Annotated in this window: 14 protein-coding genes and 1 tRNA gene; 10 read left to right on the forward strand and 5 right to left on the reverse strand. The window is 68.9% G+C overall.

Going from position 1 to position 16,458, the window contains the following annotated elements; all coding sequences use genetic code 11:
- Positions 1-85 precede the first annotated feature (85 nt).
- Positions 86-2,776, reverse strand: coding sequence for a DNA polymerase I (polA, locus tag ACBJ32_RS11005; protein WP_357866139.1), 2,691 nt, complete (start codon positions 2,774-2,776; stop codon positions 86-88).
- A 131-nt stretch (positions 2,777-2,907) separates the two neighbouring features.
- Between polA and ACBJ32_RS11010 the strand changes: the two genes are divergently transcribed.
- The 6 genes from ACBJ32_RS11010 (at position 2,908) to ACBJ32_RS11035 (ending at position 8,245) form a co-directional block, all read left to right on the forward strand.
- Complete coding sequence (locus tag ACBJ32_RS11010; protein ID WP_253759558.1) at positions 2,908-3,252, forward strand: PaaI family thioesterase; 345 nt, start codon at positions 2,908-2,910, stop codon at positions 3,250-3,252.
- 586 nt (positions 3,253-3,838) lie between these two features.
- A complete protein-coding gene (locus ACBJ32_RS11015; RefSeq protein WP_375126624.1) occupies positions 3,839-4,978 on the forward strand; it encodes a branched-chain amino acid ABC transporter permease in 1,140 nt (379 codons plus the stop codon).
- Between the two features lie 16 nt (positions 4,979-4,994).
- Positions 4,995-5,996: a branched-chain amino acid ABC transporter permease gene (locus ACBJ32_RS11020; protein WP_357866136.1), complete on the forward strand. Its 1,002-nt coding sequence runs from the start codon at positions 4,995-4,997 to the stop codon at positions 5,994-5,996.
- The gene (locus tag ACBJ32_RS11025; RefSeq protein ID WP_357866134.1) at positions 5,983-6,987 is read left to right on the forward strand and encodes an ABC transporter ATP-binding protein; all 1,005 of its coding nucleotides are present in this window, start codon (positions 5,983-5,985) and stop codon (positions 6,985-6,987) included. Before ACBJ32_RS11020 ends, ACBJ32_RS11025 begins: the two co-directional genes overlap by 14 nt.
- Entirely contained in the window at positions 6,984-7,778 is a 795-nt protein-coding gene (locus ACBJ32_RS11030; RefSeq protein WP_357866132.1) for an ABC transporter ATP-binding protein, read from the forward strand. Before ACBJ32_RS11025 ends, ACBJ32_RS11030 begins: the two co-directional genes overlap by 4 nt.
- A gap of 62 nt (positions 7,779-7,840) precedes the next feature.
- Positions 7,841-8,245, forward strand: a complete 405-nt coding sequence (locus tag ACBJ32_RS11035; protein ID WP_375126625.1) for a hypothetical protein — start codon at positions 7,841-7,843, stop codon at positions 8,243-8,245.
- 61 nt (positions 8,246-8,306) lie between these two features.
- Here ACBJ32_RS11035 and ACBJ32_RS11040 read toward each other — a convergent pair whose 3' ends face one another.
- Positions 8,307-9,602 carry an ABC transporter substrate-binding protein gene (locus tag ACBJ32_RS11040; RefSeq protein ID WP_357866130.1) on the reverse strand — a complete coding sequence of 432 codons (1,296 nt, stop codon included), beginning with the start codon at positions 9,600-9,602 and terminating at the stop codon, positions 8,307-8,309.
- A gap of 326 nt (positions 9,603-9,928) precedes the next feature.
- Here ACBJ32_RS11040 and ACBJ32_RS11045 point away from each other — a divergent pair, with 326 nt between their 5' ends.
- Positions 9,929-10,645: a hypothetical protein gene (locus tag ACBJ32_RS11045; RefSeq protein WP_375126626.1), complete on the forward strand. Its 717-nt coding sequence runs from the start codon at positions 9,929-9,931 to the stop codon at positions 10,643-10,645.
- Between the two features lie 56 nt (positions 10,646-10,701).
- Here ACBJ32_RS11045 and ACBJ32_RS11050 read toward each other — a convergent pair whose 3' ends face one another.
- The 3 genes from ACBJ32_RS11050 to ACBJ32_RS11060 form a co-directional block, all read right to left on the reverse strand.
- On the reverse strand, positions 10,702-12,006 hold the full coding sequence (locus tag ACBJ32_RS11050) for an ABC transporter substrate-binding protein (RefSeq protein WP_357866128.1): 1,305 nt from the start codon (positions 12,004-12,006) through the stop codon (positions 10,702-10,704).
- Between the two features lie 229 nt (positions 12,007-12,235).
- Complete coding sequence (locus tag ACBJ32_RS11055) at positions 12,236-13,525, reverse strand: ABC transporter substrate-binding protein (protein ID WP_375126627.1); 1,290 nt, start codon at positions 13,523-13,525, stop codon at positions 12,236-12,238.
- A 152-nt stretch (positions 13,526-13,677) separates the two neighbouring features.
- Entirely contained in the window at positions 13,678-14,262 is a 585-nt protein-coding gene (locus tag ACBJ32_RS11060) for a response regulator (protein ID WP_357866126.1), read from the reverse strand.
- 90 nt (positions 14,263-14,352) lie between these two features.
- Between ACBJ32_RS11060 and ACBJ32_RS11065 the strand changes: the two genes are divergently transcribed.
- The 3 genes from ACBJ32_RS11065 (at position 14,353) to dapD (ending at position 16,353) form a co-directional block, all read left to right on the forward strand.
- Positions 14,353-14,426: transfer RNA gene (locus ACBJ32_RS11065), tRNA-Leu, on the forward strand.
- Positions 14,427-14,809: 383 nt separating this feature from the next.
- Positions 14,810-15,232: a pyridoxamine 5'-phosphate oxidase family protein gene (locus ACBJ32_RS11070; protein ID WP_357866124.1), complete on the forward strand. Its 423-nt coding sequence runs from the start codon at positions 14,810-14,812 to the stop codon at positions 15,230-15,232.
- Between the two features lie 155 nt (positions 15,233-15,387).
- The gene (gene dapD / locus ACBJ32_RS11075; RefSeq protein ID WP_375126628.1) at positions 15,388-16,353 is read left to right on the forward strand and encodes a 2,3,4,5-tetrahydropyridine-2,6-dicarboxylate N-succinyltransferase; all 966 of its coding nucleotides are present in this window, start codon (positions 15,388-15,390) and stop codon (positions 16,351-16,353) included.
- Positions 16,354-16,458 lie beyond the last annotated feature (105 nt).

The following is a 16,458-nucleotide window of genomic DNA, read 5'->3' on the forward strand; positions in this document are numbered from 1 at the left end:
GGCCGCTCGGTGAAGACGGTTTCCCCAGGTTAGTGGAGAATCCGGGGCACAAGCGGCGCTTCCGCGCCGCCTCGGCGGACCTCGGTCAGTGCCCCGCGTCCTCCCAGGTGCGGCCCACGCCCACGGAGACCTCCAGCGGCACCCGCAGGTGGTAGGCGGCGTTCATCTGGTCGCACACGAGCTGGGTGAGCCGCTCCAGCTCGCCCGGAGCCACCTCGAACACCAGCTCGTCGTGGACCTGCAGCAACATCCGCGAGGCCAGCCCCTCCTCGCGCAGCGCCTGGTGCACGTGGAGCATGGCGACCTTGATGATGTCGGCCGCCGAGCCCTGGATGGGGGCGTTGAGCGCCATCCGCTCGGCCATCTCGCGGCGCTGGCGGTTGTCGCTGGTGAGGTCGGGCAGGTAGCGGCGGCGGCCCATGATCGTCTCGGTGTAGCCGTCGGTGCGGGCCTGGGAGACGATGGCGTTCAGGAAGTCGCGCACGCCGCCGAACTCCTGGAAGTACTCCTCCTTCAGCGCCCGCGCCTCGGACACCGGGATGTTGAGCTGCCCGGACAGCCCGAAGTCGGACAGGCCGTAGGCCAGGCCGTAGTTCATCGCCTTGATGCGGGCCCGCAGCTCGCCGTCGATCTGCTCGGGCGGCAGGTCGAAGACCCTGGCCGCGGTGGCCTGGTGGAAGTCGTGCCCCGACTCGAACGCCTCGATCAGCGACTCGTCGCCCGACAGGTGGGCCATGATGCGCAGCTCGATCTGGCTGTAGTCGGCGGTCAGCAGCGTCTCGTAGCCCTCGCCGACCGTGAAGCCCTGCCGGATGCGGCGGCCCTCGGCGGTGCGGATCGGGATGTTCTGCAGGTTGGGCTTCTCCGACGACAGCCGGCCGGTGGCGGCGATGATCTGGTTGAACGTGGTGTGGATGCGCCCGTCGTCGGAGATCTCCTTGATCAGGCCCTCCACCGTGGTGCGCAGCTTCTGCTGGTCGCGGTGGCGCAGCATGATCGTGGGCAGCTCGTGCTCGGTCTGGGTGGCGAGCCAGGCGAGCTGGTCGGCGTCGGTGCTGTAGCCGGTCTTGATCTTCTTGGTCTTGGGCAGGTTGAGCTTGGTGAACAGGATCTCCTGGAGCTGCTTGGGCGAGCCCAGGTTGAACTGCTCGCCGACCGAGCGGTGCGCCTCCTCGACGGCGTGCTTGACCGCGGCCCCGAACTCGGCCTCCAGGCCGGCGAAGTACTCGCTGTCGACGGCGATGCCCGCCCGCTCCAGCTCGGCCAGCACCGACAGCAGCGGCAGCTCCACGTCGGCCAGGAGCTGGGTGCCGCCGCGCCCGGCCAGGAAGGTCTCCAGGGCCTCGGCCAGCTCGCGCACGGCGTGGGCGCGCAGCGCGAGGTCCTTGGCCGGGGCGTCCTCGTCGTCGCCGAACAGCGCGGCCTGGCCGTTGGGCTCCTCCTCGGCCCGCAGGTCGCGGTGGAGGTAGCGCCTGGCCAGGTCTTCCAGGGCGAACGTGCGCTGGCCCGGCATGGCGAGGTAGGCGGCCAGCGCGGTGTCGCAGCTCAGGCCGCGCAGCTCCATGCCCTGCGCCCAGAGGGCCAGGATGGGCCCCTTGGCGTCGTGGACGGCCTTGGGCTTGGTGTCGTCGCCCAGCCAGGCCCTCAGGGCCGCCTCGTCGGCCTCGGTGAGCTTGACGGGGTCGATGTGGGCGGCGGTGCCGTCGGGCGAGGCGACGGCGATGGCGTCGATGCGGCCGGTGCCGCTGCCGTACGCGCCCTTGAAGGCGAGGCCGGCGCGGCCCTCGGGCAGCGCGGCCAGCCAGCCGGCGACCCGGTCGGGGCCGAGCAGCACGGTCTCGACCTCGAAGCCCTGCTCGGGCTCCTGCTCGCCGGTGCCGAGCACCTTGAACACCCGCTCGCGCAGCTCGCCGCGGATCTGCAGGGTGTCGAACAGCTTGTTGATCTCCTCGCGCTCCCAGGTGCCCTGCTGGAGGTCGCCGAGCTCCACCTCGAGCGGCACGTCGCGCAGCAGCTCGGTGAGCCGGCGGTTCATCAGGACCTGGGCGACGTGCTCGCGCAGCTTGTCGCCGACCTTGCCCTTGACCTCGTCGACCCGGTCGACGAGGGCGGTCAGGGAGCCGAACTCGCGCACCCACTTGGCGGCGGTCTTCTCCCCCACGCTGGGGATGCTCAGGAGGTTGTCGCTGGGGTCGCCGCGCAGAGCGGCGAAGTCCGGGTACTGGGCGGGGGTGAGGCCGTACTTCTCCTCCACCGCCTCCGGCGTGAACCGGGTCATGTCGCTGATGCCGCGCCGCGTCATCAGGACGGTGACGTGCTCGTTGACCAGCTGCAGCGCGTCGCGGTCGCCGGTGACGATCAGGACGTTCATGCCCTGCTCGGCGGCGCGGGTGGCCAGGGTGGCGATGAGGTCGTCGGCCTCGAAGCCCGCCTTGGACAGGCGCGGGATGCGCAGCGTGTCGAGCAGCTCGAAGATGAGCTGCATCTGACCGCGGAAGTCCTCCGGGGTCTCGCTCCTGTTGGCCTTGTACTCGGCGTACTCCTCGTGCCGGAACGTCGGCTCCGACCGGTCGAAGGCCACCGCGACGTGCGTGGGCTGCTCGTCGCGCAGGATGTTGGTCAACATCGAGGTGAACCCGTAGACCGCCTCGGTGTGCTGACCGTCGGTGGTCATCAGGTTGGCGTCCTTGAGCGCGTAGAACGCGCGATAAGCCAGGGAATGCCCGTCAAGCAGCAGCAGGCACGGGCGGCTGGGGGTCACTTCACTCTTCGGCACGTACGCAGCCTAGTCTGCGTCTCCGACAGAAAACCCGAGCTCGGAAGAGTGGAGGCGGCACTTTGACGCAGACCAATCCCTTGGATGTCTCGATATTCGGCGACCTGCACGAGGGCACGCTCGCCGACAAGATGGGCATCCAGTTCCTGGAGGTCACGGCCGAGCGGGTCGTGGGCCGCATGCCGGTCGAGGGGAACACGCAGCCGTACGGGCTCCTGCACGGCGGGGCCTCGGCGGTGCTCGCCGAGACGCTGGGCTCGGTGGGGGCGGCCGTCCACGCCGGTCCCGAGCGCATCGCCGTGGGCATCGAGCTGAACGCCACCCATCACCGCTCGGCCACCTCCGGGTACGTCACGGGGGTCGCGACGCGGTTGCACGGCGGTCGCACCTTGGCGACGTACGACATCGAGATCACCGATGAGCAGGGCCGTCGCGTCTGCACCTCACGCCTCACCTGCATGCTGCGCGACCGGTAACACTTACGTCACGCTGTTTCCTTTCGCCGACCCTTTGCGCATGGCCCCCGCGGGTCGCTACCGTGGTCGCAACAGAGCCCGCGGGGAGGCCCAGTAGAAAACGTGTTCGGCCCCACGTTCGCGAGGGTGCTCTCGCGGACGCCACGGGGATCCCTACATGGCCCCAAAGGCCGCCCCGCGGGCTCGACACGTCATACGCTGATCGTTATCGATTCGTTCCCCGCAGCGCCAGGCGTCTCGCCTCATTTAGGCCCTGACCAGGCTCGTTGATTCCTCACATCAGTGACACACACATGTCACTAATTGGTGACGAACGATACTGAACCGGGCGCTGCCGGAATAAGCTCCCGCCATTGCATCCCAGTTGTGCCTGCGATGCGCGCGTGTCGAGATGGAGGGGCACAACCCCGCCTTGACCTACTTTGAGGGAGCACCATTGCGCAGAGCCGTGATCGCGTTCACGGCCTTCCTGGGTGGACTCATCTTCCTGCTGGCCGGGCCCGCCCACGCGGGTCCCGCCGATTGCCAGGGACTGAGGGGAACACTCAAACTCCAAGGCCAGCCAGTGAACGGCGCCAAAATCGCTGTGACCACAGAGGGCGGACAACCCGTCAAGGAGGTCACGACAAACGCCGAAGGCACCTGGGACGTACAGGTCGACAAGCCAGGCAAGTACAAGGTCACGCTGGATGCCGCCAGCCTTCCGCAGAACGCCGAGGTGCGGGGTGGCAACAACGTCCGCACGCCGACGGTGTACGAGGGCAACTGCTCCACGGTCCTGTACGCGCTGCAGCCGAAGGGCACCACGAACCAGCAGCAGCAGGGCGGCGGTGAGACCAGCACCTTCTGGACGCAGGCGGCGCAGCTCACGTTCGAGGGCCTGAACCTCGGCCTGATCATCGCCCTGGCCGCGCTGGGCCTGTCGCTCATCTACGGCACCACCGGCCTGACCAACTTCGCCCACGGCGAGCTGGTCACGCTCGGCGCCATCCTCGCCTACGCCTTCAACATAGGCTTCGGGCTGCATCTCATCCCGGCAGCGCTGATCGCCGTCATCGTCGCCGGCGTCCTCGGCTACCTCCAGGACCGATTGTTCTGGGGGCAGTTGCGCAGGCGCGGCACCGGCACGATCGCCATGATGATCATCTCGATCGGCGTGGCGCTCTTCCTCCGGTACGTGTTCCTGATCTTCTTCGGCGGCCAGACCGAGGCCTACGCCCAGTACACCGCCCAGCCCGGCGTCGAGTTCGGCCCGATCACGGCCGCCCCCAAGAACTTCGTGGCCATGGGCATCGAGCTGGCGGTCCTGATCATCGTCGGCATCGCGCTGCTGCGCACCCGCACGGGCAAGGCGGCCCGCGCCGTGGCCGACAACCCGGCGCTGGCGGCCTCGTCCGGCATCAACGTCGACCGGGTCATCAGGATCATCTGGACGTTCGGCGGCGCCATCGCCGCGCTGGCCGGCATCATGCTCGGGCTCTCCCAGAACCTGAAGTACACGATGGGCCAGGACGTCCTGCTGCTCATCTTCGCCGGCGTGACGCTCGGCGGGCTCGGCACCGCCTTCGGCGCCCTGGTGGGCTCGCTCGTGGTCGGCCTGTTCATCCAGGTCTCGACCCTGTGGGTGCCGCCGGAGCTGAAGAGCGTGGGCGCGCTCGCCGTACTCATCATCGTGCTCCTCGTCCGGCCGCAGGGCATTCTCGGCCGCCGCGAGCGGATCGGCTGATCGGGGGAGGATCAGAATGGACTGGATCACGATTTTCAGCACCACCATCAAGGCCGCTGTGGGGGTCGAGACGGTGCTGTACGCCATCGGCGCCATCGGCCTGAACGTGCACTTCGGCTACACCGGCCTGCTCAACTTCGGCCAGGCCGCGTTCATGGGCGTGGCGGGCTACGGGCTGGCCGTCACGGTCACCGTCATGGGCCTGCCGTTCTGGGTCGGCATCTTCGTCGGCCTGGTCGCCGCCGTCATCCTGGCGATCCTGCTGGGCATACCGACGCTGAAACTGCGCGCCGACTACCTGGCCATCGTCACCATCGCCGCGGCCGAGATCGTCCGCCTCATCTTCCGCTCGGTGCAGTTCAAGGGCGTCTTCGGCGGCTCCGACGGCCAGCGCGGCTTCTCCGACGGCTTCTACGCGCTCAACCCGTACCCCGAAGGGGAGTACGGCTTCAACCTCGGGCCCGTGCCGCTGCTCTTCGGCCACCGCACGATGTGGGTGCTGACGGTGGGCTGGGTGCTCATCGCCCTGTTCAGCTTCGTCGTGTACCTGCTGATGAAGAGCCCGTGGGGCCGCGTGCTCAAGGCCATCCGCGAGGACGAGGACGCGGTGCGCAGCCTGGGCAAGAGCGTGTTCTCGTACAAGATGCAGGCGCTCGTGCTGGGCGGCGTCATCGGCTGCTTCGGCGGTTTCATCTACGGTCTCGGCTACGCCTCGGTGCAGCCCGACGTGTTCGGCACCGAAACCACGTTCTACATGTACACGATGCTCATCCTCGGCGGTGCCGCACGCGTGCTCGGCCCCGTGATCGGCTCGATGATCTTCTGGGTGCTCCTGGTCCTGTTCTACAACGTGATGACCGAGGCGGTCGCCGCCGGGTACATCACGTTCCTGGACACCAACCAGGTCGGCGCCATGCGCTGGATCCTGGTCGGCCTCGGTCTGATCCTGTTGCTCATCTTCCGGCCGCAGGGCATTTTGGGTGACAAGAGGGAGATAGCGATCGATGCGCGACGCTAAGACGACTGTGACCGCCGGGGCCACCGACCGCAAGGCGGCGGCGCTGGCCGCGTTCAAGGACCTGGCCCGCGACCCCGGGGTGCCCAAGCCCGACCCGATCCTCGTGGTGGACAACGTGGTGCGCCGCTTCGGCGGCCTGACCGCCGTCGAGGTGAACCACGTCGAGGTCCAGCGCGGCTCCATCACCGCGCTGATCGGCCCCAACGGGGCGGGCAAGACCACGTTCTTCAACCAGCTCACCGGCTTCGACACGGCCGACTCCGGCACGTGGACGTTCAACGGCCGGGCCATGAACGGCGTGCCCGCGCACAAGGTGGCACGTGCCGGCATGGTGCGCACGTTCCAGCTCACCAAGGCGCTCTCGCGGCTGACCGTGCTGGAGAACATGCGCCTGGGCGCCCAGCAGCAGAAGGGCGAGAACTTCTGGCGGGCCCTCGTGCCCCGCTTCTGGCGCGCCCAGGAGGAGGAGATCACCGAGCGGGCCGAGGAACTGCTGGCGCGCTTCAAGCTCGACGCCAAGCGCGACGACTTCGCCGGGTCGCTGTCCGGCGGCCAGCGCAAGCTGCTGGAGATGGCCCGCGCGCTCATGGTCCGGCCGGAGCTGGTCATGCTCGACGAGCCGATGGCCGGCGTGAACCCGGCGCTGACGCAGTCGCTGCTCGGCCACGTCAAGGACCTGCGCGAGCAGGGCATGACCGTGCTGTTCGTGGAGCACGACATGGACATGGTCCGCGACATCAGCGACTGGGTGATCGTCATGGCGCAGGGCGCGGTCATCGCCGAGGGCCCGCCCTCGACGATCATGTCCGACGAGCGCGTGATCGACGCCTACCTGGGCGCCCACCACGACGCCCCGCTGTCGGAGAGCGAGCTGGAGGCCCAGCTCCACGAGGCCGAGGCGGCGCTGGAGGCGGAGATCCACGAGACCGACGGCACCACCGGGGCGACGACCGCCCCCGAGCCCGAGACCGCAGAGGAGAGGCAGAAGTGAGCGCCGACGAAGCGCCCGTCCAGTCGAAGGCCGCCGTCACCGACCGCAGCGCCCACCTGGAGGGCGCCGAGGACGCGGTGCTGCGCTGCGACGAGCTGATCGCGGGTTACCTCCCGGGCGTCAACATCCTCAACGGCTCCGACCTGTACGTGAAGGACGGCGAGCTGATCGGCATCATCGGCCCCAACGGCGCCGGGAAGTCGACCCTGCTCAAGGCCATGTTCGGCCTGGTCACCATCCGCAGCGGCACGGTGCTGCTGAAGGGTGAGAACATCACGAACATGAAGGCGCACTCCCTGGTCGCCCGCGGCGTCGGCTACGTGCCGCAGACCAACAACGTCTTCCCCAGCCTCACCATCGAGGAGAACCTCGAGATGGGCGCCTTCCAGGTGCCGGGGAAGTTCAAGGAGCGCTTCGAGTTCGTGGCCGAGCTGTTCCCCGCGCTCAAGGAGCGGCGCAAGCAGCGCGCCGGCTCCCTGTCGGGCGGTGAGCGGCAGATGGTGGCGATGGCCAGGGCCCTCATGACCGAGCCCTCCGTGCTGCTGCTGGACGAGCCGTCGGCGGGCCTGTCGCCCAAGCTGCAGGACCTGGTCTTCATCCAGGCCCAGCAGATCAACAAGGCCGGCGTGACCGTGATCATGGTGGAGCAGAACGCGCGGCGCTGCCTGCAGATCTGCCACCGCGGTTACGTTCTCGACCAGGGCCGCAATGCCTACACCGGCACCGGCAAGCAGCTCGCCAACGACCCCAAGGTCATCGAGCTGTACCTCGGGACGCTGGCCAAGGCGTAACCGGGCACGAAAACGGAGAAGGGGCTCCCCGTGGGCCCCTTCTCCGTTTTTTAATGAGCGGTGTGAGACGTTCAGTGGCAGTCGCGCTCCTCCTGCCCGCCCTGCTCGCCGGCTGCCAGGAGGGCGCCTCCTCCGCGCGGAAGTACAGCACCGGCGGCGACCCCGCCGACAGCCCCTGCGACCGCGTGGTCTCCGCCCTCGGGTACGCCGGCCTCATGCTGGAGCCGAAGGGCCAGGAGGAGCGGCAGAACTTCGAGGACGCCGTGATCGGCCGCCTCGCCGAGGCCCACGGCATCACGATGGAGTTCGGCGACCGGCTGCCCGGCTCGCTGCGGGCCGCCGCCGAGACCGTGAAGAGCACCACCGCGGCCCTGTCGAAGAGCGACGTGCCCAGGCAGCGGCAGGTGGCGCTGCTGAAGCAGTACCGCGCCGCCGCCGACCGCATCGTGGCGGGATGCGGAGGATAGCGGGAAGGGCCCGGCCGAGGCGGCCGGGCCCTTCTCCGTCATGCCTGGATCGTGTACGTGATCAGCCGGCGATGTTGCCGCTGCGGTACTCCAGCGCCTTCACCGGGTACTTGTTGTTCTCCTCGAACTGGTAGATGCCGATGGTGGCGACGGCCGGGTCACCGGCCTCGTTGAACTCGACCGGGCCGCTGACACCCTCGTAGTTGATGTCCGTGCCGGCCTTGAGCAGGTCGACGCACTCCTTGAAGCTCTTGCAGGCCGTGCCGCCCTTGCTGACCTCCATCAGCTTCGCGGCGATGTCGACGCCCGCGTCGCTCTTGGCGGCCTCGGCGGCCAGCGCGACCAGGTTCGCCGCGTCGTAGGACTCGGGGGCGTAGGTGAAGTCCTCGAGCTTCGGGTTGACGCCCATCAGCTTCTGCCGGAACTCCTCCGGAGCGGCGGCGCCGGGGTAGGTGCCCTTGACGCCGGTCAGCGTGCCCTTGGGCATCTTGGTGTAGTTGGTGTTCGACATGTTGCCGTCCACCATGTACCACTTGTACTTGCTGGCCGGCATGCCCTGCTTGACCAGCTCCTGGACGACCTTGGCGGTCTCCTCGAAGCCGATCAGGACGATGCCCTTGGGGTTCTTCGCCTTGATCTTGGCGACGTCGGCGGAGAAGTCGGCGGCCTTGGGGTCGTAGTCGACGCGCTCGACGACTTCGGCGCCGCCCTCGGTCACGGTCTTCTGGACCTGGTCGGCCAGGCCGGTGCCGTAGGAGTCCTGCATGGCCATGATGCCCACGGTGTCGTTGCCGTCGGCGATGATCAGGTCACCCAGCACGCGCCCCTGCAGCTTGTCCGGCGGCGCGGTGCGGAAGTACAGGCCCTTGTCCTCGATCGTGGTGAACTTGTCGGAGGTGTTGGCCGGGGAGAAGTGCACCACGCCGGCGCCCGTGATCTTGTCGATCACCGACTCCGACACCGACGAGGACGCCGCGCCGATGATGGCGTCGGCCTTCTGCGCCAGCAGCTTGTCCACCGACTGCGAGGCGATGTTGGTGGTGGTGTCGCCCGAGTCCGTGTCGAACTTGGCCACGGGCTTGCCGAGCACGCCGCCGGCCTCGTTGATCTCCTTGAGGGCGAGGTCGACGCCCGCGAACTCGGGCGGGCCGAGGAAAGCCAGCGAACCGGTCTGGGGCAGCAGCGTGCCGAGGGTCAGCGTGCCATCACCCTTCGCCGCGGGCGCGGATGAGGCAGGCGCGGCACTCTGGGAAGCCTGAGTGGCGGTGTCACCGCCGCCACCACCGCAGGCTGTCAGGGCGAGGCTGGTGGCAGCCACGACAGCCAGCGCCCGCCCCACGGGAGCAATGCGGATCATGAAGTGTCTCCTCCGATTCCAGGCCGGGATCCTCAGCACCGCCGAGCGTTCCCGATCGAATGCAGGAAACGTACAAAATTGCTGCACACTCCAACCAGATCCCCTGGAGAACTGTCGGCACTTGGATGCGGAGTCGTAATCACTCCTCAACTTACGAGAGCTGCGCACGGACGCTTAATGTGCGACAGGTGAAGCGCAAAACGCCTCTTCTCGTGACGATCGCGCTGGCCTCCGGTTGCGGCTCCCCGGAGCCGCCCTCTCCGCCGCCCGCCGGACCGCCGCCCGGGGTATCGGTCTCGCTGGCCCAATATCGCTCGGACGAACCGATGCACGCGCTTCAAGTGGCCGTCCGAAATACCAGTGAAACGCCCGTTTATTTCGCTGATGTCCAGCTCGTCACGCCGTCCTTCAAGACGCTGCCGCCGCAGCAGGCCGACGCCGTCATCAGGAAGACCGAGCGCACGGACCTGCCCATCACCTACGGCGCCGCCAACTGCCTGCCCCAGGGCCTGCCCGAGGTGCAGCCCGCGACCGTCGTGGCGCACGTGCGAACCGGCTCCGAGCAGCCGCGCAAGGTGGTCTTCGCCGTGCCGCACCCCGACCCGCTGCTGGCCAGGCTGCTGCGCGACGAGTGCTCGGAGTTCCTCGTCAAGCAACGCGCCAGCATCGAGTTCGGCCCCACCTGGACGGAGTCCGGGCCGAAGTCCGATCGGGTCATGCGCGGGAGCCTGGTGGTCACGCGGCGCGGCCAGGGCGCCGTGACCCTCGCCGACGTCGGCGGCACCACCCACTACATCGTCACCCCTGGCAGCAAACCCCTGGGCACGCTGGCCGCCGGGGAACAGCGGCTGGAGGTGCCGCTCGAACTCACCCCGGCCCGCTGCGACGGGCACGCCTTCGCCGAGGCCAAGAAGGCGTTCCTGTTCCCGGTGCGGGCATCGGTGGACGGCGGCGAGGAGCGCGTGGTGATCGTCACCCCGCCCAAGCCCCTCCAGGACCGCTTCCTCGCCTACGCCCGGCGCGCCTGCGACCTCGGCTCCTGACCCGCCGGGCCGCTCCCTCCCCGCCCGGGGCGGGGAGGGAGCGGGCGGATGAGGGCCTAGCCCTCGATCTTGCCGGTACGGTACTCCAGCGCCTTGCCGGCGTACTTGTTGTCGTCGCCGTACTGGTAGACGCCGATGGTCGCCACCGACGGGTCACCGGCGGCGTCGAACTCGACGGGCCCGCTGACGCCGTCGTAGTCGATGTCCTTGCCGGCCTTCAGCAGGTCGACGCACTCCTTGAAGCTCTTGCACTTCTCGCCGCCGCCGCTCACCTCGGCCAGCTTGCCCGCGATGGACGTGCCGCTGTCGTCCTTGGCGGCCTCGGCGGCCAGCGCGATGAGGTTCGCCGCGTCGTAGGACTCCGCGGAGTAGGTGAAGTCGTCGAGCTTCGGGTCGAGCTTCTTCAGCTTCTCCCTGAACTCCTCGGGCGCCTCGGCGCCCGGGATGGTGCCCTTGACGCCCTTGAGCGTGCCCTTGGGCATCTTCAGGTAGTTGGTGTTCGACATGTTGCCGTCCACCATGTACCACTTCACCTTGTCGGCGGTCAGCCCCTGCTTGACCAGCTCGGCGACGACCTTGGCGCCCTCCTCGAACCCGATCAGCACGACCGCCTTCGGGTTCGCGGCCTTGATCTTGGCCACGTCGGCGGAGAACTCGGCCGCCTTCGGGTCGTAGTCCACCCGCTCCACGACGCTGGCGCCGGCGGCCTCGGCCGTCTTGGTGATCTGGTCGGCCAGGCCGGAGCCGTAGGAGTCCTGCATGGCCAGGATGCCGACGGTGTCGTTGCCGTCGGCCGCGATCAGGTCGCCCAGCACGCGGCCCTGCAGCTTGTCCGGCGGCGCCGTGCGGAAGTACAGGCCGTTGTCCTTGATCGTGGTGAACTTGTCGGAGGTGTTGGCCGGCGAGAACTGCACCACCCCCGCACCCGTGATCTTGTCGATGATCGACTCCGACACCGACGACGACGCGGCGCCGATGATGGCGTCGGCCTTCTGCCCCAGCAGCTTGTCCACCGACTGCGAGGCGATGTTCGTGGTGGTGTCGCCGGAGTCGGTGTGCACCTTGGTGACCGGCTTGCCGAGCACGCCGCCGGCCTCGTTGATCTCCTTGACGGCCTGGTCCACCCCGGCGAACTCGGGCGGGCCGAGGAACGCCAGCGAACCGGTCTGCGGCAGGACCGTGCCGATGGTCAGCGTGCCGTCACCCTTCGCCGCCGGCGCCGAGGAGGCCTCCGTCGACGTCGCGGCGGACGGCGCGGTGGCGGCGGACTGCTCGCCCGTGTCGCCGCCGCAGGCCGTCAGAGCCAGGCTCGCCGCGGCCGCCACGGCCAGCAGGCGCCCCATCGGAGCAATGCGGTTCATAGAAGAAACTCCCCCTATCTCGGCGAAGAGACGATCACCTTCGCCGGGTTTTCCGAGCTCAGCATGCCTGTCCGGCGCGGGGATGGGGAGTTCTTACCCGACTTTTATACTGGATCGTAATGTCCTAAATACCCAGAGTTATGGTCTGTTTCAGGAGAGTTACGGACAGGTCCCTAAAGCAGAGCGCCCTGGCCCGGAATATCCGGACCAGGGCGAGAAAACGCGCGGTTCAGCCCTCGATCTTCCCCCGCCGATATTCGATCGCCTTGGCGGCGTCGAACGTGTTGTCGGCCCTGTACTGGTAGACACCGATCGTCGCGACCGACGGGTCACCCACGTCGTTGAAGTCCACCGGCCCGCTGACGCCTTCGTAGTCGATGTCCGTGCCCGCCTTCAGCAGGTCGGCGCACTCCTTGAAGCCCGCGCACTTCGTGCCGCCCTTGCTCACCTCCACCAACTTGCCCGCGATCGCCGCGCCCGTGTCCGCCTTGGCCGCCTCCGCGGCCAGCGCGATGAGCGTCACGGCGTCGTACGACTCCGCCGCGTAGGTGTACTCGGTCAGCTCCGGGTTCACCTTCAGCAGCCGCTTCTGGAACGCCTCGGGTGCCTCGGCCCCCGGCAGCGTGCCCTTCACCCCGTCCATGGTGCCCTTCGGGGTCTGGGCGAAGTTGGTGTTCGACATGTTGCCGTCCACCATGTACCACTTGTGCTTGTCGCTGGTCAGCCCCTGCTTGACCAGCTCCTGCACGACCTTCGACGTCTCCTCGAACCCGATCAGCACGATGCCCTTGGGGTTCGCGGCCTTGATCTTGGACACGTCGGCGGAGAAGTCGGCCGCCTTCGGGTCGTAGTCCACCCGCTCCACGATCGTCGCGCCGCCCTCCTGGGCCGTCCGCGTCACCTGGTCGGCCAGGCCGGAACCGTAGGAGTCCTGCATGGCCAGGATCCCGATGGTGTCGTTGCCGTCGGCGACCACCAGATCACCCAGGACCCGCCCCTGCAGCTTGTCCGGCGGCGCGGTGCGGAAGTACAGGCCGTCGTCCTCGATCGTGGTGAACTTGTCGGAGGTGTTGGCCGGGGAGAACTGCACCACGCCCGCCCGCGTGATCTTGTCGATGATCGACTCCGACACCGACGACGACGCGGCGCCGACGATCGCGTCCACCTTCTGCGCCAGCAGCTTGTCCACCGACTGCGAGGCGATGTTCGTGGTCGTGTCCCCCGAGTCCGTGTCGGACTTGGCGACCGGCTTGCCGAGCACGCCGCCGGCCTCGTTGATCTCCTTGAGCGCCAGATCGACGCCCCCGAACATGGGCGGGCCCAGGTAGGCCAGCGACCCCGTCTGCGGCAGCACCGTGCCGATGCTCAGCGTGCCGTCGCCCTGCGCCGCCGCCGAGGGCGGCTGCGCGGAAGCCGAGCCGGAGGTGACGGTGCCGGCGGTGGTGTCGCCGGGCGAGCACGCCGCCAGCGCCAGAACCGCCGCGGTGACGGCGAGCGGCGCGCGAAGAATGCGGATCATGGAGTGCGTCTCCGATCGAGATGAGCGGATCTTCCGTCCGACCATCAGTTACGCGCCGGGACGCCCCCCACGTAAGCGGCCGAAGCCGGTTGGATGCCCACTCGTGACCGCACCACAACCCGCCGGGCCAAATCACCTGATATAGGGCTTTTTCAGGATCGCTCCGCCGCGTCGTCGATAACGATCTGAGCAACCTCGCGCATGCTCAGCCGCCGGTCCATCGACGCCTTCTGGATCCATCGGAACGCCTGCGGCTCCGTCCAGCCGTGCTGCGCCATGAGCTGGCCCTTGGCCCGCTCGACCAGCTTCCTGGTCTCCAGCCGCTCCGACAGGCTGGAGACCTCGGCCGCCAGCGCCACCATCTCCTCGTGCCTGCTGACCGCCATCTCGATCGCCGGCACCAGGTCGGCCTTGGTGAACGGCTTGACCAGGTAGGCCATCGCCCCCGCGTCCCTGGCCCGCTCGACCAGGTCGCGCTGGGAGAACGCGGTCAGGATGAGGCAGGGGGCGATCCGCTCGGACACGATGCGCTCGGCCGCCGAGATGCCGTCGAGCACCGGCATCTTCACGTCGAGGATGACCAGATCGGGCCTCAGCTCGGCGGCCAGCCGGATCGCCTGCTCGCCGTCACCGGCCTCCCCCACGACGACGTAGCCGTCCTCCTGGAGCATCTCCTTGAGGTCGAGGCGGATCAGGGCCTCGTCTTCCGCGATCACTACTCGCCGCTGCGTACTCACGAGCAGAAGAGTACAGACGTCCGGTAGATTAGATCCACGCCGGTGCGGCTCGGAGCGCTACGCTACGAGATCACAGCCCGGACATTCGCCGCCCCGGTAGACCAATCGGCAGAGTCGATGGCCTCAAAATCCATTCAGTGTGGGTTCGAATCCCACCCGGGGCACCGAGGTGACACCGACACGACCGCCCGGCTTCCGAGCCCGGCGGTTTTGTCATGCCCGGATGCGACACTCTCCGCATGCACGATAGCGCACTCCGTGGCCGATGGCCGAAAATGCTGACCGTAATTCCGGGTCGCCCTCATCAGGTCACGGGCCCGCCGTCGTCGAAGAAGCCTCCCGTCGGCCCGCAGGATCCAGGGTGAGATGACGGCCGCTCTCTCCGAGGCCGCGCGGGTGATGGCGAACGGCAGGCCCTCGGTGACGCAGGCGCCCGGAACGGCGGCGGAGGTCGCGGGCCGCGTACCCGATGCGGTGGCGACTTTTCGGGATCGCTCCCACCGGGAATAGCCGTCTCAAGATCGAGGAACACGGGGGGTGGGGCGGGATGCCGTTGAACGTGGCGGAGCGGGAGGCGTTCCTGGCGGAGTCGCACATCGCCAGCCTGGCGGTGGAGGCGGGCGACGGCCGGGCGCCGCTGGTCGTGCCGGTCTGGTACGACTACGACCCCGGCGGCGAGATCCGGTTCCTGACGGACGGCGACTCGCGCAAGGCCAGGCTGATCGCGAAGGCGGGCCGGTTCTCGATACTGGCGCAGCGGGTCAGCCCGACCTACCGCTACGTGTCGGTGGAGGGCCCGGTGGTGCGCTCGGGCCCGACGACGCTGGACGACCTCACCCGCATCTCCTCCCGCTACCTGCCACCGGACGCGGTGTCCGGCTACGTCCAGGGCTCGGACCTGCACGTACTGGTGACCTTCAGGATGCGCCCGGAACACTGGCTCTCGGCCGACCTGGGCGCCCTGAGCTGACACCGGCGGCCCATGATCACCGCGGGCCGAGGCCGGCAGCCTTCCGAGGCCGACAGCCTTCCGAGGGCGGCAGCCTTCCGAGGCCGGGGCCGGCAGCGGCGGGAGCCTGGGGTGCCTGCGGGCCCGCGCACCTGGGAAACGGTATTTTTGGGGCCGTGACTGCTATCGATCCCACCTCGACCGGCGCGTTCGGCGCCGGCCTCGCCACCATCGCCGCCGACGGCACCGTACTCGACACCTGGTTCCCCGCCCCCGAGCTGGGCGAGGCGCCCCACTCGGGCACCCAGCGGCTCTCCGCCGACGAGGCCGGGGAGCTGGCCGAGCTGGCCGGCCCCGACGCGGCGCGGGGCGTGGAGGTGGTGGCCGTGCGCACCGGCATCGCCAAGCTCTCCGAGGCGCCCGTGGACGCGCACGACGTCTACCTGCGTCTCCACCTGCTCTCGTCCCGCCTGGTCCAGCCGCACGGCGTCAACCTGGACGGCATCTTCGGCCTGCTGGCCAACGTGGTGTGGACGAACTACGGCCCGTGCCCGGTGCCGGACTTCGAGCGCACGCGGCTGCGCCTGCGCGCCAGGGGCGCGGTGACGGTGTACGGGGTGGACAAGTTCCCCCGGATGGTCGACTACGTGCTGCCTTCCGGTGTCCGGATCGCCGACGCCGACCGGGTCCGGCTGGGCGCCCACCTGGCCGGCGGCACCACGGTCATGCACGAGGGCTTCGTGAACTTCAACGCCGGCACGCTCGGCAGCTCCATGATCGAGGGGCGGGTCTCGGCCGGCGTGGTCGTCGGCGACGGCTCCGACGTGGGCGGCGGCGCCTCCATCATGGGAACCCTGTCGGGCGGCGGCAAGCAGGTCATCTCGGTCGGCGAGCGCTGCCTGCTGGGCGCCAACTCGGGCCTGGGCATCTCGCTGGGCGACGACTGCGTGGTGGAGGCTGGCCTGTACGTCACGGCGGGCACGCGGGTCACGCTGCCGGACGGCACGGTCGTCAAGGCGGCCGAGCTGTCGGGCTCCAGCGGCGTCCTGCTCCGGCGCAACTCCCAGTCGGGCGCGGTGGAGGCCCTGCCCCGCAAGGGCGGCGGCATCGAGCTCAACGCCGCCCTCCACGCCAACGACTGACCACCCTGGCAGAACGCCGATGGGGCAGCGCCCGAACGCTGCCCCATCGCTGTTTCCGGCCGCGCCGCGCAGGGCCTCGTCGAGCCACCGCGCCTCAGCGGGCAA

The sequence above is a fragment of the Nonomuraea sp. GTA35 genome, from assembly GCF_041950525.1.
GTDB lineage: Bacteria > Actinomycetota > Actinomycetes > Streptosporangiales > Streptosporangiaceae > Nonomuraea.